The organism is Polynucleobacter sphagniphilus (genome assembly GCF_001953355.1).
GTDB classification, from domain to species: domain Bacteria; phylum Pseudomonadota; class Gammaproteobacteria; order Burkholderiales; family Burkholderiaceae; genus Polynucleobacter; species Polynucleobacter sphagniphilus.
Map to the genome: position 1 here is coordinate 200,664 of NZ_MPIY01000017.1, position 20,551 is coordinate 221,214.

Consider the following 20,551-nt stretch of genomic DNA (forward strand, 5'->3'; position numbering starts at 1 on the left):
TAAGCAAAGTGTCTAATGTTTCTTTGAGAGGACATTAGACAATGTAATAAGGGTAAAGATTGAATCATCAATCAGTAATATCAAACGAGTTTTTACAAAGTTCTTAACAAGTACTTACAGTTTGGATTACGGCAAACATGTCAGAAGTAGAAGTAAAACCTGTAACGGTTACTAGCAATGGTGCTCGTTATAGGATCAAGTGAATAAGTGCACATGATGGATGCCTTGGCGATTACAGGCGACGAAAGACGTTATAACCTGCGATAAGCCCCGGGGAGCTGGTAAATAAGCTTTGATCCGGGGATTTCTGAATGGGGAAACCCACCACTTTTGTGGTATCCATACCTGAATACATAGGGTATGAGAAGCGAACCTTGTGAACTGAAACATCTAAGTAGCAAGAGGAAAAGACATCAACCGAGATTCCCAAAGTAGTGGCGAGCGAAATGGGAAGAGCCTTCTAGTGATAGCTCAGTAATTAACAGAATGGAATGGAAAGTCCAACAATAAAGGGTGATAGTCCCGTATGTGAAAATTATTGGGTGGTACTAGGCTAGAGACAAGTAGGGCGGGACACGTGAAATCCTGTCTGAATATGGGGGGACCATCCTCCAAGGCTAAATACTCGTAATCGACCGATAGTGAACAAGTACCGTGAGGGAAAGGCGAAAAGAACCCCGGGAGGGGAGTGAAATAGATCCTGAAATTGTGTGCATACAAACAGTAGGAGCCTCGTAAGGGGTGACTGCGTACCTTTTGTATAATGGGTCAGCGACTTACATTCAGTAGCAAGCTTAACCGAATAGGGAAGGCGTAGCGAAAGCGAGTCCGAATAGGGCGTTAGTTGCTGGGTGTAGACCCGAAACCAGTTGATCTATCCATGGCCAGGTTGAAGGTGCGGTAACACGTACTGGAGGACCGAACCCACTAACGTTGAAAAGTTAGGGGATGAGCTGTGGATAGGGGTGAAAGGCTAAACAAAACTGGAAATAGCTGGTTCTCTCCGAAAACTATTTAGGTAGTGCCTCGTGTATCACCGTAGGGGGTAGAGCACTGTCATGGTAGTGGGGTCCATTGCGGATTACTGCGCCATAGCAAACTCCGAATACCTACGAGTGCAAGCACGGGAGACAGACATCGGGTGCTAACGTCCGGTGTCAAGAGGGAAACAACCCAGACCGCCAGCTAAGGTCCCTAATATATGCTAAGTGGGAAACGAAGTGGGAAGGCTAAAACAGTCAGGAGGTTGGCTTAGAAGCAGCCATCCTTTAAAGAAAGCGTAATAGCTCACTGATCGAGTCGTCCTGCGCGGAAGATGTAACGGGGCTAAGCATATAACCGAAGCTGCGGATCACAGCAATGTGATGGTAGGAGAGCGTTCTGTAAGCCTGTGAAGGTGTCTTGTAAAGGATGCTGGAGGTATCAGAAGTGCGAATGCTGACATGAGTAGCGATAAAGGGGGTGAAAAGCCCCCTCGCCGTAAGCCCAAGGTTTCCTGTTCAACGTTCATCGGAACAGGGTGAGTCGGCCCCTAAGGCGAGGCAGAGATGCGTAGCTGATGGGAACAAGGTTAATATTCCTTGACCATTGTTAGATGCGATGGGGGGACGGATCGCGGAAAGTTGTCCGGGTGTTGGAAGTCCCGGTTCTTGCGTTGGAGATGGCTATTAGGTAAATCCGGTAGCGTAATTCAAGGGCGTGAGACGAGCGAATTTATTCGCGAAGCAATTGGAAGTGGTTCCAAGAAAAGCCTCTAAGCTTCAGTCTAACAAGACCGTACCGCAAACCGACACAGGTGGGCGAGATGAGTATTCTAAGGCGCTTGAGAGAACTCAGGAGAAGGAACTCGGCAAATTTGCACCGTAACTTCGGGATAAGGTGCGCCCTTGTAGCTTGACCGTGAACAACGGGAGGGCGAAAGGGTTGCAATAAAAAGGTGGCTGCGACTGTTTAATAAAAACACAGCACTCTGCAAACACGAAAGTGGACGTATAGGGTGTGACTCCTGCCCGGTGCTGGAAGATTAAATGATGGGGTGCAAGCTCTTGATTGAAGTCCCAGTAAACGGCGGCCGTAACTATAACGGTCCTAAGGTAGCGAAATTCCTTGTCGGGTAAGTTCCGACCTGCACGAATGGAGTAACGATGGCCACACTGTCTCCTCCTGAGACTCAGCGAAGTTGAAATGTTTGTGATGATGCAATCTACCCGTGGCTAGACGGAAAGACCCCATGAACCTTTACTGTAGCTTTGCATTGAATTTTGAACCGGTCTGTGTAGGATAGGTGGGAGGCGTTGAAAGCGGGATGCTAGTTCCGCTGGAGCCAACCTTGAAATACCACCCTGGTTTGTTTGAGATTCTAACCTTGGCCCATTATCTGGGTCGGGAACAGTGCATGGTAGGCAGTTTGACTGGGGCGGTCTCCTCCCAAAGTGTAACGGAGGAGTACGAAGGTACGCTTGGTACGGTCGGACATCGTACCTAAAGTGCAATGGCAAAAGCGTGCTTAACTGCGAGACCGACAAGTCGAGCAGGTGCGAAAGCAGGTCATAGTGATCCGGTGGTTCTGTATGGAAGGGCCATCGCTCAACGGATAAAAGGTACTCTGGGGATAACAGGCTGATACCGCCCAAGAGTTCATATCGACGGCGGTGTTTGGCACCTCGATGTCGGCTCATCTCATCCTGGGGCTGTAGCCGGTCCCAAGGGTATGGCTGTTCGCCATTTAAAGAGGTACGTGAGCTGGGTTTAAAACGTCGTGAGACAGTTTGGTCCCTATCTGCCATGGGCGTTGGAGATTTGACGGGGGCTGCTCCTAGTACGAGAGGACCGGAGTGGACGTACCGCTGGTGTACCTGTTGTTTCGCCAGAAGCATCGCAGGGTAGCTATGTACGGAAGAGATAACCGCTGAAAGCATCTAAGCGGGAAACTTGCCTGAAGATGAGATCTCCCGTAGGTTAAACCTACATAAAGGGTCGTTGAAGACCACAACGTTGATAGGTCGGGTGTGTAAGCGCAGTAATGCGTTGAGCTAACCGATACTAATTGCCCGTTAGGCTTGATCCTATAACCAGCACTATTGTGTTGGATGTTTGCCAGATTTAATCTGCATCCTTATTACATGCTTACTCAAATCGAGTTGTTGATTTATCAGCAACTCAACCCTCTACGCCCGGTGACCATAGCAAGTTGGAACCACTCCTTCCCATCCCGAACAGGACAGTGAAACGACTTTACGCCGATGATAGTGCGGATTACCCGTGTGAAAGTAGGTAACTGCCGGGCACCAACGTGACGCCCAGACCCAAAAGGTCTGGGCGTTTTTACTTGTGCGAAGCGTATTTACGGGCTTTAGAGATTGACAGAAACTCCATTTGGAGTCAGAATATTGGGTTGACGGAGGGGTGTCCGAGTGGCTAAAGGAGGCAGACTGTAAATCTGTTGGCTATGCCTACGTAGGTTCGAATCCTACCCCCTCCACCAGATGTGCGGGATTAGTTTAATGGTAAAACAGCAGATTTCCAATCTTCGGTCAAGAGTTCGATTCTCTTATCCCGCTCCAGAATTTGTAGTAAATGATTGGCCCATGTGGCTCAGTGGTAGAGCACTCCCTTGGTAAGGGAGAGGTCGGCAGTTCGATCCTGCCCATGGGCACCAAGGTTGATGTATTTAAAATGTGTAGTTCATTCGTAACTGGATTGGTTTTTAGAGTTAACTAAAGGCAGACAAAAAAATGGCAAAAGAAAAGTTTGAGCGGACAAAACCGCACGTAAACGTTGGCACTATTGGTCACGTTGACCACGGTAAAACCACATTGACAGCAGCAATTGCAACCGTGCTCTCCAAAGCATTCGGTGGCGAAGCAAAAGCATATGATCAGATCGATGCTGCTCCAGAAGAAAAAGCACGTGGTATTACGATTAATACAGCACACGTTGAGTACGAGACAGCAAACCGTCACTATGCTCACGTTGATTGCCCAGGACATGCTGACTACGTTAAGAACATGATTACCGGTGCTGCCCAGATGGACGGCGCTATTTTGGTTTGCTCTGCTGCTGACGGCCCAATGCCACAAACACGTGAGCACATCCTCTTGGCTCGCCAAGTGGGCGTTCCATACATCGTGGTGTTCTTGAACAAGTGCGACATGGTTGATGACGCTGAATTGTTAGAACTCGTAGAAATGGAAGTTCGTGAACTTCTTTCTAAGTACGACTTCCCAGGCGATGACACTCCAATCGTTCAAGGTTCTGCTAAGTTAGCCCTTGAAGGCGACGAAGGCCCATTGGGTAAAGAAGCCATCATGAAATTGGCTGAAGCTTTAGATACCTATATCCCAACTCCAGAGCGCGCTGTTGACGGTGCCTTCTTGATGCCTGTAGAAGATGTGTTCTCTATCTCTGGTCGCGGTACTGTAGTGACTGGTCGTATCGAGCGCGGTATTGTTAAAGTTGGTGAAGAGATTGAAATCGTTGGTATTAAGCCAACTCTCAAAACCACTTGTACTGGCGTTGAAATGTTCCGCAAATTGCTCGACCAAGGTCAAGCAGGCGATAACGTTGGTATCTTGTTACGCGGCACAAAACGTGAAGAAGTTGAGCGTGGCCAAGTATTGGCTAAGCCAGGTTCTATCACTCCACATACTCACTTTACAGCCGAGGTTTACATCTTGGGTAAAGATGAAGGTGGTCGTCATACTCCATTCTTTAACAACTATCGTCCACAGTTCTACTTCCGTACAACGGACGTGACTGGTTCAATCGAGTTGCCAAAAGACAAAGAAATGGTGATGCCTGGTGATAACGTCACAATTACCGTAAAACTCATCGCTCCTATCGCGATGGAAGAAGGTTTACGTTTTGCAATCCGTGAAGGTGGCCGTACTGTTGGCGCCGGTGTGGTTGCTAAGATTTTGGCTTAATTAAGAAATATAGGGGTGTAGCTCAATTGGCAGAGCGTTGGTCTCCAAAACCAAAGGTTGGGGGTTCGATGCCCTCCGCCCCTGCCACGATTTGAACTGAAAGTAATAATGTCTCAACATACAGCAAGTCATACAGAAGCAAAGAGTAGCTGGGTCTCCGGACTGGCTGCTCTTGTTGTCGTTGCAGCGTTGGTTTTGTATTACACGCTCATCGATCAATCTATGCTCATTCGATTAGTTGTATTGTTTGGTGGCATTGCTGCTGCAGTTTTAGTTGTGGCCCTTTCTCCAGATGGACGTCGTTTTATCCATTATGCAAAGGATTCATGGTACGAAGTAAAGAAAGTTGTTTGGCCTACTCGTAAAGAGACCACACAAATGACTTTGGTTGTATTTGGTTTTGTATTGATCATGTCTTTGTTTCTGTGGATCGCAGACAAATTAATTGAATGGCTAGTTTTTTCAGCCTTTCTTGGCTGGAAGTGAGTAAGAAAAATGATTGATTCTGAAGTAGCCGCAAATCCTCAAGCCACAGGCAATATGCGTTGGTACGTTATTCATGCCTATTCTGGCATGGAGAAAAGTGTAAAGCGCGGCCTCGAGGAGCGCATTGGCCGTTCTGGGATGGTGGATAAATTTGGCCGTATTTTGGTTCCTTCCGAAGAGGTTGTTGAAATCAAGTCAGGCGCAAAATCTGTATCTGAGCGCCGTTTCTTCCCAGGCTACGTCTTGATTGAGATGGAAATGACCGATGAAAGCTGGCATTTGGTTAAAAACACACCAAAAGTAACTGGTTTTGTTGGTGGCGTTCGTAATCGTCCAAGCCCGATTTCTACAGCAGAAGTATCCAAAATTATGGATCAAATGCAAGCCGGAGTTGACAAACCAAAGCCTAAGACCTTATTTGAGGTAGGTGAGATTGTTCGCGTTAAAGAAGGTCCTTTTGTGGATTTCAACGGGAATATTGAAGAAGTTAACTACGAGAAGTCAAGATTGCGCGTTTCTGTTACAATTTTTGGCCGCGGTACCCCAGTTGAGCTGGAGTTCGGACAAGTAGAAAAGATGTAAAAACAAGGACTTAGTCCGGTTTTGTAGTTAAGTAGTTTGTTGTGCAAGATGGTTATTTAGATTTAGTAATTAACCGAGGAGCGGAGCTAGCAAGCCAAAAAACTAGCGAAGCGTTTACTCAACAGCGGTCTTTCCTAATGAGGTAAGGCGCGCTTTTAGGAGCAATTAATGGCAAAGAAGATCATTGGCTTTATTAAGCTGCAGATCCCTGCAGGTAAAGCAAATCCATCACCTCCCGTAGGTCCAGCTTTGGGTCAACGCGGCCTTAACATTATGGAATTCTGTAAGGCGTTTAATGCTCAAACACAGAGCATGGAGCCAGGTCTTCCAATTCCAGTTGTGATTACAGCGTTTGCTGATAAGAGCTTCACATTCATCATGAAGACTCCTCCAGCAACCATCATGATCAAGAAGGCTGCGAAGATTGAAAAAGGTTCACCACGCCCTCATACCGATAAGGTAGGAAAAATTACACGTGCTCAAGCGGAAGAAATCGCTAAAGCAAAAATGCCCGATTTGACAGCCGCCGATATGGATGCAGCTGTACGCACAATCGCTGGTAGCGCCCGTTCCATGGGCATCACTGTGGAAGGTCTCTAATCATGACTAAATTATCCAAACGTTTAAAAGCAATCGAATCTAAAGTTGATCGCAATAAGTTTTACCCACTCGAAGAAGCGTTGAATCTTGTTAAAGAGTGCGCTACTGCCAAATTCGATGAATCTATCGATGTTGCAGTTCAATTGGGTATTGATGCGAAGAAATCTGATCAAGTTGTGCGCGGTGCTGTTGTGCTCCCAGCTGGTACAGGCAAGCATGTTCGCGTTGCTGTTTTTGCACAGGGCGAAAAAGCTGAGCAAGCCAAGGCTGCTGGTGCAGAGATTGTTGGCATGGAAGATCTCGCTGAGCAAATTAAAGGCGGAAATATCGATTTTGATATTTTGATTGCATCTCCAGACACAATGAAAATTGTTGGTACATTGGGACAAGTATTGGGTCCACGTGGTTTGATGCCGAATCCAAAAGTAGGAACCGTTACTCCAGACGTAGCTACTGCAGTTAAAAATGCAAAAGCTGGTCAAGTTCAGTTCCGTGTAGATAAAGCCGGTATTGTTCACGCCACTATTGGTCGTCGTTCATTCGAGCCAGCTGCGTTGAAATCAAACTTACTCGCATTGCTTGAGGCTTTAAATAAAGCGAAGCCACCTGCATCAAAAGGTATTTATTTAAGAAAAGTTGCGGTAAGCAGCACCATGGGTGCAGGCGTACGCGTTGACCAAGCATCGTTACAGGCGGCTAAGTAAGTCGCAGTAGCAAAAAAAGAACTTTGGGTCGACTTTCATTCTTTGAGTGGGAGTCGAACATCAAAGACCGTTGGTGAATTAGTTGCTTCTAAAGAATTGATTCTTAATCGTTACGAAAGTAATAGCCAGCGCAGATGGCGACCCTGAAAAAATTTCACAAGATTCTCTTGTGACAAATGATCAGACGCTGGTGTGTAACCCCAACTGGAAACAGTTGGTTTTTAAGGAGTTAAACCGTGCCTTTGAATGTACAAGACAAAAAAGCGATTGTTGCTGATGTCGGCGCTCAATTGGCTGGAGCTCAAACAGTCGTGCTCGCTGAATACCGTGGTATTCCAGTAGAGCAGTTGACAAAGCTACGTGCTAGCGCACGTGACCAAGGTGTATATCTTCGCGTTCTGAAGAACACATTGGCACGCCGTGCTGCACAAGGCACACAGTTTGAGCCCCTTGCTGATTCGATGGTTGGCCCCTTGATCTATGGCATCTCTGCTGATCCGATTGCTTCGGCAAAAGTATTGCAGAACTTTGCTAAGACTCAAGACAAGCTTGTCATCACTGCTGGCTTATATAACGGCAAGTTGTTAGACGTTGCAGGCGTAAAAGCCCTCGCAACAATTCCAAGCCGCGATGAGTTGTTATCGCAGTTGTTGGGTGTGATGTTAGCCCCAGTTTCTGCAATGGCTCGCGTATTGGGCGCAGTAGCAGCACAAAAGGCAGAAGGAGCACCAGCTCCGGTAGCCGAAGTGGCAGCACCTGCAGTTGAAGCAGCAGCACCGGCAGAAGTAGTTGCCGAGGCCGCCGCTCCAGAAGCAGCTGCTGAGCCTGCAGCTGCAGCCCCAGAAGCTGGAACAGAAGCAAACGAAACCCCTGCCGCTGAATAAGCGACAGATTAACTATTTAAGTATTAGGAGCTAAAAATGGCGATTACTAAAGAAGAAATTATTGATGCAGTAGGCAGCATGTCTGTAATGGATTTGAACGACTTGGTTAAGGCGTTCGAAGAGAAGTTTGGCGTTTCAGCTGCAGCGATGGCTGTTGCTGGTCCTGCTGGTGCTGCTGGTGGCGCAGCTGCTGAAGAGCAAACAGAATTCACTGTTAACTTGCTCGAAGCTGGCGCAAACAAGGTTTCAGTAATTAAGGCTGTTCGCGAAATTACTGGTCTTGGCCTCAAAGAAGCTAAGGACTTGGTTGATGGCGCACCGAAGCCAATTAAAGAAGCTGTTGACAAGAAAACAGCTGAAGAAGCTAAGAAGAAGCTTGAAGAAGCTGGCGCTAAAGCAGAACTCAAGTAATACACACTGTGCTGGCGCTTCTCAAAAAGGAGTGCTAGCCCTGTTGGGTTTGACCATTAGTGGTCAAACCCGATTTCATTTCTGATTGAAATCGGGTTTGCCTTCTGATACGACTGCAGAATGCAAGTTTGGTCGGACACTAAATCTTTCGGTTTAGTGTTGTCCGCCAGTGGTTGGTAGTGGCCAACCGCCAAATCTTTGTACAGTCGCTGAATTCGGAGATGAAATGAACTACAGCTTCACCGAACGCAAGCGAGTCCGTAAAAGCTTTGCTAAGCGAGTAAATAATCACCAGGTTCCATACCTGATCGCAACGCAGCTGGAATCCTACGCTAAATTTTTACAGGCTGATAAGCCTGCCATGTCTCGTCTTAATGAGGGACTCCAGGCCGCATTTACATCGGCATTCCCAATTGTGTCGAATAACGGCTATGCACGCATGGAATATGTGTCATACCAGTTGTCACAGCCACCGTTTGACGTCAAAGAATGTCAACAACGTGGTTACACATTCCACTCTGCCTTACGCGCTAAAGTTCGCTTGATTATTTATGATCGCGAAGCGCCTACCAAGGTTAAAGAAGTAAAAGAGAGTGAAGTCTATATGGGTGAAATTCCACTCATGACAGACAATGGCTCTTTCGTTATTAATGGTACTGAGCGTGTAATCGTTTCTCAGTTGCACCGTTCCCCAGGCGTGTTTTTCGAGCACGATAAGGGCAAGACCCATAGCTCAGGTAAGTTGCTATTCTCAGCACGCATCATTCCTTACCGTGGTTCATGGCTCGACTTTGAGTTTGATCCAAAAGATATCCTCTATTTCCGCGTTGATCGTCGTCGTAAGATGCCCGTCACCATTTTGCTCAAAGCAATTGGTTTAAACAACGAACAGATTCTTGCAAACTTCTTTAACTTTGATCATTTCGCATTGACCGCTAATGGCGCATCAATGGAGTTTGTGCCAGAACGTTTGCGTGGCCAGTTGGCAAACTTTGATGTGCTCGACAAGAATGGCGTAGTTGTCATTCAAAAAGATAAGCGCATCAACGCAAAACATATTCGTGAGCTTGAAGCAGCTAAAACCAAGAACATCGTTGTTCCAGATGATTACTTGATTGGCCGCGTTGTTGCACGCAACATTATTGATCCAGATTCTGGTGAAATCTTAGCTTACGCTAATGATGAAATTACAGAAGAATTGTTGGCTACCTTGCGTGATGCTGGCATCAAGCAATTGGAAACGATTTACACCAATGATTTAGATTCTGGTGCATACATTTCTCAGACATTGCGTACTGATGAAACTGCCGATCAAATGGCTGCTCGCATTGCCATCTATCGCATGATGCGCCCTGGTGAGCCTCCAACAGAAGATGCTGTTGAGGCCTTATTTCAGCGTTTGTTCTATAACGAAGATTCATACGACTTGTCCCGCGTTGGACGTATGAAAGTAAACAGCCGCTTGAATCGCGCTGAAATGGAAGGCCCAATGGTCTTGTCCAATGAAGATATTTTGGACACGATTAAGTCTCTCGTTGATTTGCGTAACGGTAAGGGCGAGGTTGATGATATCGACCACTTAGGCAATCGTCGCGTACGTTGTGTTGGTGAGTTAGCAGAAAATCAATTCCGCGCAGGTTTGTCACGTGTTGAGCGTGCTGTTAAAGAGCGTCTTGGTCAAGCTGAAACAGAAAACTTGATGCCGCATGATTTGATTAACAGCAAGCCAATCTCTTCAGCGATTCGTGAGTTCTTTGGTTCATCACAGCTGTCTCAGTTTATGGATCAAACCAACCCACTTTCAGAGATCACGCATAAGCGTCGTATCTCCGCATTGGGACCTGGTGGTTTGACACGTGAGCGCGCAGGTTTTGAAGTGCGTGACGTGCATCCAACCCACTACGGACGTGTTTGCCCAATCGAAACTCCAGAAGGACCAAACATTGGTTTGATCAACTCACTCGCGTTATTTGCGCGTTTGAATGAGCATGGTTTCTTAGAGACGCCTTATCGTAAAGTTTCCAATAGCAAAGTAAGCGATGAAGTTGTTTATCTTTCCGCTATTGAAGAAGCTAAATACGTCATTGCTCAGGCGAATGCCTCGATTGACAAGAGCGGCAAACTATCCGATGAATTGGTTTCAGCGCGTCAAGCTGGTGAGACCATGATGGTTAGCCCAGAGCGCATTGATTTTATCGACGTTGCTCCTAGCCAAATCGTTTCTGCTGCTGCTTCACTCGTACCATTCTTGGAGCACGATGATGCGAACCGAGCCTTGATGGGTGCAAACATGCAACGTCAAGCGGTACCTTGCTTGCGTCCAGATAAGCCATTGGTTGGTACAGGCTTAGAGCGTATTGTTGCGGTTGACTCCGGTACGGTTGTTTTAGCAACACGCGGCGGTATTGTGGATTATGTAGATGCGAACCGTGTAGTGATCCGTGTAAACGATGACGAGACTGCTGCTGGTGAAGTTGGTGTAGATATTTACAACCTCATCAAGTACACCCGCTCAAACCAAAACACCAATATCAACCAACGCCCCATCGTTCAGGTTGGTGATCGTGTAGCCCGTGGTGACGTTGTTGCTGATGGCGCCTCTACTGACTTAGGTGAATTGGCTTTGGGTCAAAACATGACTGTGGCATTTATGCCATGGAACGGATACAACTTCGAAGATTCAATCTTGATCTCTGAGAAGGTTGTTGCTGATGATCGATACACTTCGATTCATATTGAAGAGTTGTCGGTTGTTGCTCGTGATACCAAACTTGGTTCAGAAGAAATTACACGCGATATCTCCAACTTGGCAGAGTCACAACTGTCTCGTTTAGATGAAAGCGGTATTGTTTACATCGGTGCTGAAGTTGAAGCTGGTGACGTATTGGTTGGAAAAGTTACTCCAAAGGGCGAGACAACTCTCACCCCTGAAGAGAAATTGCTCCGCGCGATCTTTGGTGAAAAAGCATCTGACGTTAAAGATACTTCTTTGCGCGTTCCCTCAGGAATGATCGGTACCGTTATTGATGTCCAAGTCTTCACACGTGAAGGTATCGAACGCGATGCACGTGCACAATCAATCATTCAGGAAGAATTACAACGCTATCGCTTGGACTTGAATGACCAGTTGCGTATTGTTGAAGGCGATGCCTTCATGCGTTTAGAAAAACTGTTAGTTGGCAAAGTTGCTAACGGCGGACCTAAGAAATTAGCTAAAGGCACTAAGATCGACAAGGCTTATCTTGATGACTTAGACAAGTATCATTGGTTTGATGTCCGTCCGGCCGATGATGAAGTTGCCTCACAAGTTGAAGCGATTAAATCCTCGATCGAAGCAAAACGTAAACAGTTTGATGAAGCTTTTGAAGAGAAGCGTACTAAGCTGACTCAGGGTGATGATTTGCAACCTGGTGTTACGAAAATGGTTAAGGTTTACTTGGCTGTTAAGCGTCGCTTGCAGCCTGGTGACAAGATGGCTGGCCGTCACGGTAACAAGGGTGTGGTTTCTAAAATCGCTCCGGCAGAAGACATGCCATTTATGGCTGACGGACGCCCTGTTGACATCGTCTTAAACCCATTGGGTGTTCCTTCCCGTATGAACGTTGGTCAGATCTTGGAAACCCACTTAGGTTGGGCTGCACAAGGTATTGGTAAGCGTATCGATGAGATGGTTCGTGAGCAGGCTAAACAAGCTGAGCTTCGCAAGTTTATGAAGCAGCTTTACAACGAAACTGGTCGTCAAGAAGATATCGACAACTTTACCGATGAGCAAATCACTGTTTTGGCTGAAAATTTGCGCCAAGGCTTGCCGTTTGCTACGCCGGTATTTGATGGTGCTACAGAAGCAGAAATCGGTCGTATGCTCGAGTTGGCCTATCCAGAAGATGTAGCTCAATCTTTGAAGATGACCCCATCACGTCAACAAATGATTCTGTGTGACGGCCGTACTGGTGATCAATTCGAGCGTCCAGTCACTGTTGGCGTAATGCACGTCTTGAAACTCCACCATTTGGTCGACGATAAGATGCATGCACGTTCAACCGGACCTTACTCGTTGGTAACGCAACAGCCATTGGGTGGTAAAGCCCAGTTTGGTGGTCAGCGCTTTGGTGAGATGGAAGTTTGGGCCCTCGAAGCATACGGTGCTTCATATGTCTTGCAGGAAATGCTGACAGTGAAGTCCGATGACGTCGCAGGCCGTACCAAGGTTTACGAAAACATCGTCAAGGGCGAGCACACGATTGATGCTGGCATGCCCGAATCCTTCAACGTGTTGGTAAAAGAAATCCGCTCGTTGGGTATTGACATTGACATGGAGCGCAACTGATATGAAAGCATTGCTCGATTTATTTAAGCAAACGCAGGGTGATGAGCAGTTTGATGTCATCAAGATTGGCCTCGCATCCCCTGAGAAAATTCGCTCATGGTCTTTTGGTGAAGTTCGCAAACCAGAAACCATCAACTATCGGACATTTAAGCCCGAGCGTGATGGTTTGTTTTGCGCCAAAATTTTTGGACCAACCAAAGACTACGAGTGCTTATGCGGTAAGTACAAGCGCTTAAAGTTCCGTGGCGTAATCTGCGAAAAGTGCGGCGTTGAAGTTACTCTCGCTAAAGTGCGTCGTGAGCGTATGGGCCACATTGAGTTGGCAGCCCCTGTTGCACACATCTGGTTCTTGAAGTCCTTGCCATCCCGTTTGGGTATGGTTCTCGATATGACCTTGCGGGATATCGAGCGCGTTCTCTACTTTGAAGCATATGTAGTAGTTGATCCTGGCATGACCCCTGAAGGCGCTATGAAGCGTGGTCAGATTATGTCTGAGGACGAGTACTATGCCAAGACTGAAGAGTTTGGTGAGGGTGCTTTCACTGCCATTATGGGTGCCGAGGGCATTCGTGATCTCTTGCGTTCGATTGATATCGATCGTGAAGTGGAAACTATTCGTGCTGATTTAAAAGCAACTGGTAGCGATGCCAAGATCAAGAAATATGCCAAGCGCTTAAAAGTGCTCGAGGCATTCCAGACCTCAGGTATCAAGCCTGACTGGATGATCATGGAAGTGTTGCCAGTATTGCCACCTGAGTTGCGCCCATTGGTGCCATTGGATGGCGGTCGATTTGCTACTTCTGATTTGAACGACCTCTATCGTCGTGTGATTAACCGTAACAATCGTCTTAAACGTTTGTTAGAGTTGCGCGCTCCAGAGATCATCGTTCGCAATGAAAAACGGATGTTGCAAGAAGCGGTTGACTCATTGCTCGACAACGGTCGTCGCGGCAAGGCTATGACTGGTGCTAACAAGCGTCCTCTCAAGTCATTGGCTGAGATGATTAAAGGTAAGAGCGGTCGTTTCCGTCAAAACTTGTTGGGTAAACGTGTTGACTACTCTGGTCGTTCAGTCATCGTAGTTGGTCCTACACTGAAATTGCATCAGTGCGGTTTACCAAAATTGATGGCCTTAGAATTGTTCAAGCCATTTATTTTCAACAAGCTTGAGACTTTAGGAATTGCAACCACAATTAAGGCTGCGAAGAAGGAAGTTGAGAGTCAGACGCCAATCGTTTGGGACATTCTCGAAGAAGTAATTCGTGAGCATCCAATCATGTTGAACCGTGCGCCGACATTGCACCGCCTCGGTATTCAGGCTTTTGAGCCAATGCTGATTGAAGGTAAGGCAATCCAATTACATCCATTAGTCTGCGCGGCATTTAACGCTGACTTTGACGGTGACCAAATGGCGGTTCACGTTCCTTTGTCGCTCGAGGCGCAAATGGAAGCGCGTACATTGATGTTGGCTTCGAACAATGTATTGTTCCCAGCGAACGGCGAACCATCTATCGTTCCTTCACAGGACGTAGTGTTGGGTCTGTATTACGCTACTCGTGACAAGATCAACGGTAAAGGCGAAGGCATGGTCTTTGCTAATATCACTGAAGTAGTACGTGCATACGAAGCAGGTCAGGTTGAATTAGCCTCTCGCGTTGCTGTGCGTATTACCGAGTTTGAGATTGTGGATAAAAAAGCAGAGGGCGATGCCCGTTTTGCTGAAAAAACCAAGATCTATCAAACTTCAGTGGGCCGTGCCATCTTGTCAGAAATTCTGCCTAAAGGTATGTCTTTCGAGGAAATTAATAAGCCCCTGAAGAAAAAAGAAATCTCACGTTTGATTAACACTTCATTCCGCAAGTGTGGTCTGCGTGAAACAGTTATTTTTGCTGACCGCCTATTGCAGTCTGGTTTCCGTTTGGCGACGAATGCCGGTATTTCAGTGGCGATCGACGATATGCTGATTCCTACTTCTAAAGAGCGCATCATCACTGAAGCATCTACCAAGGTTAAAGAGTATGACAAGCAGTTCATGTCAGGTCTCGTAACCAATCAAGAGCGTTACAACAACGTGGTTGATATTTGGGGTGCCGCAGGCGACCAAGTTGGTAAGGCGATGATGGATGAGTTGTCACATGTTGACGTGCTCGATCGTAACGGTAAGACTGTGCGTCAAGAATCTTTCAACTCCATCTACATGATGGCAGACTCTGGTGCGCGTGGATCTGCTGCGCAGATTCGTCAGTTGGCAGGTATGCGTGGTTTGATGGCCAAGCCTGATGGCTCCATCATTGAAACCCCAATTACTGCGAACTTCCGTGAAGGTTTGAACGTGTTGCAGTATTTCATCTCAACCCACGGTGCTCGTAAGGGTCTGGCTGATACAGCGTTAAAGACAGCGAACTCTGGTTACTTGACACGTCGTTTGTGCGATGTAACTCAAGACCTCGTAGTTATTGAAGAAGATTGCGGTGCAACTTCTGGCGTAACAATGAAAGCCTTGGTTGAAGGTGGCGAAATTATCGAAGCATTGCGCGATCGTATTTTGGGTCGTGTATGTATCGGCGACATCGTTCACCCTGATACACAAGAAGTTATTGTGCCTAACGATACCTTGCTCGACGAAGATCATGTTGATCAAATCGTTGCATTGGGTATCGACGAAGTGAAGGTTCGCACCGTATTGTCTTGCTTAACTCGCTTTGGCTTGTGCGCTAAGTGTTATGGACGTGACCTCGGTCGCGGTGGTTTGGTCAACGTTGGTGAGGCGGTTGGTGTTATCGCTGCTCAGTCCATCGGTGAGCCAGGTACACAGTTGACGATGCGTACTTTCCACATCGGTGGTGCAGCGTCACGTGCCTTGGTTGCAAGTAATATTGAAGCCAAATCAAATGGTTCCTTGAAGTTCTCCGGCACGATGCGTGTTGTGAAGAACGCCAAGGGTGAGCAGATCGTGATTTCACGCTCTGGTGAAGCCTTGATCGTTGATGACAATGGCCGCGAGCGCGAGCGTCATAAAGTGCCATATGGTGCAACTCTCTTGTTAAAAGAAGATGCAGCGGTAAAGGCTGGCGCAAGCTTGGCGACATGGGATCCATTAACTCGCCCAATTATTTCTGAGTACGCTGGTATCGCTCGCTTTGATAACGTCGAAGAAGGCGTAACCGTTGCTAAACAGGTTGACGAAGTAACTGGCCTCTCCACCTTGGTGGTGATTGACGGTAAGCGTCGTTCTGCTGCAAGCAAAGGCGTTCGCCCAATGATCAACTTGGTTGATGAAAAGGGTGGAGAAGTGATGATTGCGGGCACTGATCATCCAGTAAACATTGGCTTGCAGGTTGGGGCTTTGATTACGGTTAAAGATGGTCAGAAGGTTGAAGTTGGTGAAGTATTGGCGCGTATTCCGATCGAATCACAGAAGACTCGTGACATCACCGGTGGATTACCACGCGTTGCTGAATTGTTCGAAGCGCGTTCACCAAAAGATGCTGCCGTATTGGCAAAAGTAACCGGAACCGTTTCCTTCGGTAAAGAAACCAAAGGTAAACAACGTTTGGTTATTACTGATATGGACGGTGAAGCAAATGAATTCTTGATTCCTAAAGAGAAGCAAGTTCTTGTTCACGACGGTCAAGTTGTGAATAAGGGCGAGATGATTGTGGAAGGTCCTGCCGATCCACATGACATCTTGACTCTCAAAGGCATCGAAGAGTTGGCAATTTACATCGTTGACGAAGTGCAAGACGTGTATCGTCTCCAGGGTGTGAAGATCAATGACAAGCACATTGAAGTGATCGTGCGTCAGATGTTGCGTCGTGTTCAGGTAACTGATCCAGGCGATACATCCTTCATTACCGGTGAGCAAGTCGAGCGTTCAAAGCTGTACGACGCAAACGATGCTGTGATTGCCCAAGGTAAACATCCAGCACAGTTTGAGAACGTGTTGCTTGGTATTACTAAAGCATCCTTGTCGACAGACAGCTTCATTTCAGCGGCTTCTTTCCAAGAAACCACTCGTGTATTGACCGAAGCAGCAATTATGGGCAAAACCGATACACTCCGTGGCCTCAAGGAAAACGTCATTATTGGTCGCTTGATCCCTGCTGGTACTGGCTTGTCTTATCGCCGTGCGCGCAAGGTCAGAGAGCAATTTGAGCGTGATCGCGCGCAGATGATTGCCGCCGAAGAAGAAGCAATGGCTGATATGCCTGTAGAAGTAGAGGCTGAAGTGATTGCTCCTGCTGGAGAGGCTGATCCAAGCTAATTTGGTAATTCTGGCCTGAAATGGCCAGCTTTTTCCTCATTTGGTTGACGGAAAGAGCTGGTCAGGCTAGAATGCTGAGTTCTACTGATTCAGAAGAGGGTCTTTTTGACCTAGAAATTCTCTAAGTCATTGATTTTCTTTAAGAAAGCAACAAAGAAGTACTAACCGAGCTATTTTATGCCAACAATTAATCAATTATTACGCAAGCCAAGAAGTCGGCTGATCGTTAAAAGTAAGAGCCCTGCGCTGCAAAACAGCCCGCAGCGCCGTGGTGTATGTACCCGTGTATATACAACAACTCCTAAAAAGCCAAACTCTGCGTTACGTAAAGTAGCCAAAGTTCGCTTAACCAATGGTTTTGAAGTCATTTCATACATTGGTGGCGAAGGCCATAACCTCCAGGAACACTCAGTTGTCTTGATCCGTGGTGGTCGTGTAAAGGATTTGCCGGGTGTTCGTTACCACATCGTTCGTGGCTCACTTGACTTGCAGGGTGTTAAAGACCGTAAGCAGTCACGTTCCAAGTACGGTGCTAAACGCGCCAAGAAAGCTGCTTAATAGTAGCTTGATGTTTTTGCAGTAAGTCATTGTTTGTCGGACTTAAAAGACAAGTAAGTGGTTGTTCCGTCTAAGAAATTTTTTCTTAGATAGTAGGGCAACTAGAGTGGGTGATCCATGTGGACCACCCCCAACTGAACTGAAGGAGTAGCTATGCCACGTCGTCGTGAAGTTCCCAAACGGGAAATCCTGCCTGATCCTAAATTTGGCAATGTAGAAGTAGCAAAATTCATGAACGTCCTCATGTTGGACGGCAAGAAATCGGTTGCAGAGCGCATCGTTTACGGTGCCTTTGATCACATCGAGAAAAAAGCAAATAAAGAGCCGCTCGAAGTTTTTTCAACTGCCATGGGTAATGTAAAGCCAATGGTTGAGGTAAAGAGTCGTCGCGTTGGTGGTGCTAACTATCAAGTTCCTGTTGAGGTACGCCCATCACGTCGTTCTGCTTTGGCAATGCGCTGGTTGCGCGAAGCCGCTAAAAAGCGTGGCGAAAAATCTATGGCCCAACGTTTGGCTAACGAATTATTAGAAGCTGCTGAAGGTCGTGGCGGCGCAATGAAGAAGCGTGAAGAAGTTCACCGTATGGCTGACGCTAATAAAGCGTTCTCACATTTCCGCTTTTAATTGTTAATCGAATAGTAAAGAAAAGGCACCAACAGTGGCACGTAAAACCCCCATCGACAAATACCGCAATATCGGTATTTCTGCGCATATTGACGCAGGTAAAACAACAACTACAGAACGCGTTTTGTTCTACACCGGTGTAAATCATAAGATTGGTGAAGTACATGATGGCGCAGCTACCATGGACTGGATGGAGCAAGAGCAAGAGCGTGGTATCACCATTACTTCTGCTGCTACTACTACGTTCTGGAAGGGAATGGCAGGCAATTTCCCTGAGCATCGCATCAATATTATTGATACCCCGGGACACGTAGACTTCACCATTGAAGTTGAGCGTTCAATGCGTGTTCTTGATGGTGCATGCATGGTTTACTGTGCTGTGGGTGGTGTTCAGCCACAATCAGAAACAGTATGGCGTCAGGCAAATAAGTACCAAGTTCCTCGTTTGGCTTTTGTAAACAAGATGGATCGCACAGGCGCGAACTTCTTCAAGGTCTATGACCAAATGAAGCTGCGCCTTAAAGCAAACCCAATCTTGATTCAAATTCCAATCGGCGCAGAAGAAAACTTCAAAGGCGTTATCGACTTGGTAAAAATGAAGGCCATCATTTGGGATGAGGCTTCACAAGGTACTAAGTTCACTTATGAAGAGATCCCTGCTGAATTGCAAGAGTCTGCTCAAGAGTGGCGCGAGAAGATGGTTGAAGCGGCTGCTGAAAGTTCAGAAGAGTTGATGGAGAAGTATCTCGGCGGCGAAGAGTTGACTGAGGAAGAAATCAAGACTGCATTGCGTCAACGTACTATTGCCAATGAAATTGTTCCAATGTTGTGTGGAACTGCGTTCAAAAATAAAGGCGTTCAGGCGATGTTGGATGCAGTAGTTGAATTGCTGCCTTCCCCATTAGATGTTCCGCCGGTCCCTTGTGAATTGGAAGACGGTACACCAACAACCCGCGAAGCTTCTGATAATGCCAAGTTCTCTGCTTTGGCATTTAAGATCATGACGGACCCATTTGTTGGTCAGCTGATCTTCTTCCGTGTTTACTCCGGTGTGATGAAGTCAGGCGACACAATCTACAACCCTATCAAGGGCAAGAAAGAGCGTGTTGGTCGTTTGTTGCAAATGCATGCAAACCAACGTGAAGAAATTAAAGAAGTTTACGCAGGTGACATCGCTGCAGCCGTTGGTCTGAAAGATGCAACTACTGGTGAAACTTTATGTGATCCAGATAGCATTGTTATTTTGGAGCGCATGGTATTCCCAGAGCCTGTGATCTCGCAAGCGGTTGAACCTAAGACAAAAGCTGACCAAGAAAAAATGGGTCTTGCCTTGAATCGTTTGGCACAAGAAGATCCTTCTTTCCGCGTGAAGACTGATGAAGAATCAGGCCAAACCATTATTTCCGGTATGGGCGAACTTCACTTGGAAATTTTGGTTGACCGCATGAAACGTGAGTTTGGCGTAGAGGCAACTGTTGGTAAGCCGCAAGTTGCATACCGCGAAACCATTCGTAAAGTTTGTGAAGAAATCGAAGGTAAGTTTGTTAAGCAGTCTGGTGGACGTGGACAATATGGTCACGTGGTATTGAAGTTAGAGCCACAAGAGCCAGGCAAAGGTTTTGAGTTCGTTGACGCTATTAAAGGTGGTGTAGTTCCTCGTGAATACATTCCTGCGGTAGAAAAGGGAATTATCGAAACATTGAATTCTGGTATTTTGGCTGGCTATCCAGTTGTTGATATCAAGGCAACATTGTTCTTCGGTTCATACCATGACGTTGACTCCAACGAAAACGCATTTAAGATGGCGGGTTCTATGGCATTCAAGGATGGTATGCGTAGAGCATCTCCAGTATTGCTTGAGCCAATGATGGCCGTTGAAGTTGAAACACCAGAAGATTTCATGGGTAACGTAATGGGTGACCTCTCATCCCGTCGCGGTATTTTGCAAGGTATGGATGACATTCCAGGCGGCGGTAAGATTGTTCGCGCTGAAGTGCCATTGGCAGAGATGTTTGGTTATTCAACTGGCTTGCGCTCGTTGACCCAAGGTCGCGCTACCTACACCATGGAATTTAAGCATTATTCCGAAGCACCTAAGAACGTTGCTGAAGCAGTTATGGCTGCTAAAGCGAAGTAATTTATCCACATTATTTTGAATATTGACTAGCTAAGAAGGCAGACAAAAA

The 20,551-nt window shown here is 46.8% G+C and carries 11 protein-coding genes, 4 tRNA genes, 2 rRNA genes and 1 pseudogene; all 18 read left to right on the forward strand.

The genetic code is table 11. The features are described 5' to 3' along the window. Positions 1 to 193: 193 nt before the first annotated feature. Positions 194 to 3,067: ribosomal RNA gene (locus BOQ04_RS09760) — 23S ribosomal RNA — on the forward strand. A 105-nt stretch (positions 3,068 to 3,172) separates the two neighbouring features. Then, positions 3,173 to 3,286: ribosomal RNA gene (rrf, locus tag BOQ04_RS09765) — 5S ribosomal RNA — on the forward strand. Between the two features lie 113 nt (positions 3,287 to 3,399). Continuing rightward, positions 3,400 to 3,484: transfer RNA gene (locus BOQ04_RS09770), tRNA-Tyr, on the forward strand. Positions 3,485 to 3,489: 5 nt separating this feature from the next. Continuing rightward, a tRNA-Gly gene (locus tag BOQ04_RS09775) sits at positions 3,490 to 3,563 on the forward strand. A gap of 20 nt (positions 3,564 to 3,583) precedes the next feature. Continuing rightward, a tRNA-Thr gene (locus tag BOQ04_RS09780) sits at positions 3,584 to 3,658 on the forward strand. Between the two features lie 76 nt (positions 3,659 to 3,734). After that, complete coding sequence (tuf, locus tag BOQ04_RS09785; protein ID WP_076024535.1) at positions 3,735 to 4,925, forward strand: elongation factor Tu; 1,191 nt, start codon at positions 3,735 to 3,737, stop codon at positions 4,923 to 4,925. Positions 4,926 to 4,936: 11 nt separating this feature from the next. Continuing rightward, positions 4,937 to 5,012, forward strand: a tRNA-Trp gene (locus tag BOQ04_RS09790). 21 nt (positions 5,013 to 5,033) lie between these two features. Further along, the gene (gene secE / locus BOQ04_RS09795; protein WP_076024536.1) at positions 5,034 to 5,411 is read left to right on the forward strand and encodes a preprotein translocase subunit SecE; all 378 of its coding nucleotides are present in this window, start codon (positions 5,034 to 5,036) and stop codon (positions 5,409 to 5,411) included. A 9-nt stretch (positions 5,412 to 5,420) separates the two neighbouring features. Further along, on the forward strand, positions 5,421 to 5,993 hold the full coding sequence (gene nusG / locus BOQ04_RS09800) for a transcription termination/antitermination protein NusG (protein ID WP_076024537.1): 573 nt from the start codon (positions 5,421 to 5,423) through the stop codon (positions 5,991 to 5,993). Between the two features lie 168 nt (positions 5,994 to 6,161). Then, on the forward strand, positions 6,162 to 6,593 hold the full coding sequence (gene rplK, locus BOQ04_RS09805; protein WP_011901890.1) for a 50S ribosomal protein L11: 432 nt from the start codon (positions 6,162 to 6,164) through the stop codon (positions 6,591 to 6,593). A 2-nt stretch (positions 6,594 to 6,595) separates the two neighbouring features. Beyond that, entirely contained in the window at positions 6,596 to 7,297 is a 702-nt protein-coding gene (rplA, locus tag BOQ04_RS09810) for a 50S ribosomal protein L1 (protein ID WP_076024538.1), read from the forward strand. A gap of 236 nt (positions 7,298 to 7,533) precedes the next feature. Further along, positions 7,534 to 8,058, forward strand: a pseudogene (gene rplJ / locus BOQ04_RS09815) (50S ribosomal protein L10); the annotation flags it as partial. A gap of 159 nt (positions 8,059 to 8,217) precedes the next feature. Further along, the gene (gene rplL / locus BOQ04_RS09820; protein ID WP_011901893.1) at positions 8,218 to 8,592 is read left to right on the forward strand and encodes a 50S ribosomal protein L7/L12; all 375 of its coding nucleotides are present in this window, start codon (positions 8,218 to 8,220) and stop codon (positions 8,590 to 8,592) included. 226 nt (positions 8,593 to 8,818) lie between these two features. Continuing rightward, positions 8,819 to 12,919: a DNA-directed RNA polymerase subunit beta gene (rpoB, locus tag BOQ04_RS09825; RefSeq protein ID WP_076024540.1), complete on the forward strand. Its 4,101-nt coding sequence runs from the start codon at positions 8,819 to 8,821 to the stop codon at positions 12,917 to 12,919. Position 12,920: 1 nt separating this feature from the next. Further along, positions 12,921 to 17,183 carry a DNA-directed RNA polymerase subunit beta' gene (gene rpoC, locus BOQ04_RS09830; protein ID WP_076024541.1) on the forward strand — a complete coding sequence of 1,421 codons (4,263 nt, stop codon included), beginning with the start codon at positions 12,921 to 12,923 and terminating at the stop codon, positions 17,181 to 17,183. 177 nt (positions 17,184 to 17,360) lie between these two features. Further along, positions 17,361 to 17,741, forward strand: coding sequence for a 30S ribosomal protein S12 (gene rpsL, locus BOQ04_RS09835; protein ID WP_076024542.1), 381 nt, complete (start codon positions 17,361 to 17,363; stop codon positions 17,739 to 17,741). Positions 17,742 to 17,894: 153 nt separating this feature from the next. After that, positions 17,895 to 18,365: a 30S ribosomal protein S7 gene (gene rpsG / locus BOQ04_RS09840; RefSeq protein ID WP_076024543.1), complete on the forward strand. Its 471-nt coding sequence runs from the start codon at positions 17,895 to 17,897 to the stop codon at positions 18,363 to 18,365. 34 nt (positions 18,366 to 18,399) lie between these two features. Next, a complete protein-coding gene (gene fusA / locus BOQ04_RS09845) occupies positions 18,400 to 20,502 on the forward strand; it encodes an elongation factor G (protein ID WP_076024544.1) in 2,103 nt (700 codons plus the stop codon). Positions 20,503 to 20,551: the final 49 nt, after the last annotated feature.

Bases quoted from the DNA above. Each gene is read 5' to 3' on its own strand.
- tuf (WP_076024535.1), top strand. From the start codon at position 3,735: ATGGCAAAAGAAAAGTTTGAGCGGACAAAACCGCACGTAAACGTTGGC.
- secE (WP_076024536.1), top strand. From the start codon at position 5,034: ATGTCTCAACATACAGCAAGTCATACAGAAGCAAAGAGTAGCTGGGTC.
- nusG (WP_076024537.1), top strand. From the start codon at position 5,421: ATGATTGATTCTGAAGTAGCCGCAAATCCTCAAGCCACAGGCAATATG.
- rplK (WP_011901890.1), top strand. From the start codon at position 6,162: ATGGCAAAGAAGATCATTGGCTTTATTAAGCTGCAGATCCCTGCAGGT.
- rplA (WP_076024538.1), top strand. From the start codon at position 6,596: ATGACTAAATTATCCAAACGTTTAAAAGCAATCGAATCTAAAGTTGAT.
- rplL (WP_011901893.1), top strand. From the start codon at position 8,218: ATGGCGATTACTAAAGAAGAAATTATTGATGCAGTAGGCAGCATGTCT.
- rpoB (WP_076024540.1), top strand. From the start codon at position 8,819: ATGAACTACAGCTTCACCGAACGCAAGCGAGTCCGTAAAAGCTTTGCT.
- rpoC (WP_076024541.1), top strand. From the start codon at position 12,921: ATGAAAGCATTGCTCGATTTATTTAAGCAAACGCAGGGTGATGAGCAG.
- rpsL (WP_076024542.1), top strand. From the start codon at position 17,361: ATGCCAACAATTAATCAATTATTACGCAAGCCAAGAAGTCGGCTGATC.
- rpsG (WP_076024543.1), top strand. From the start codon at position 17,895: ATGCCACGTCGTCGTGAAGTTCCCAAACGGGAAATCCTGCCTGATCCT.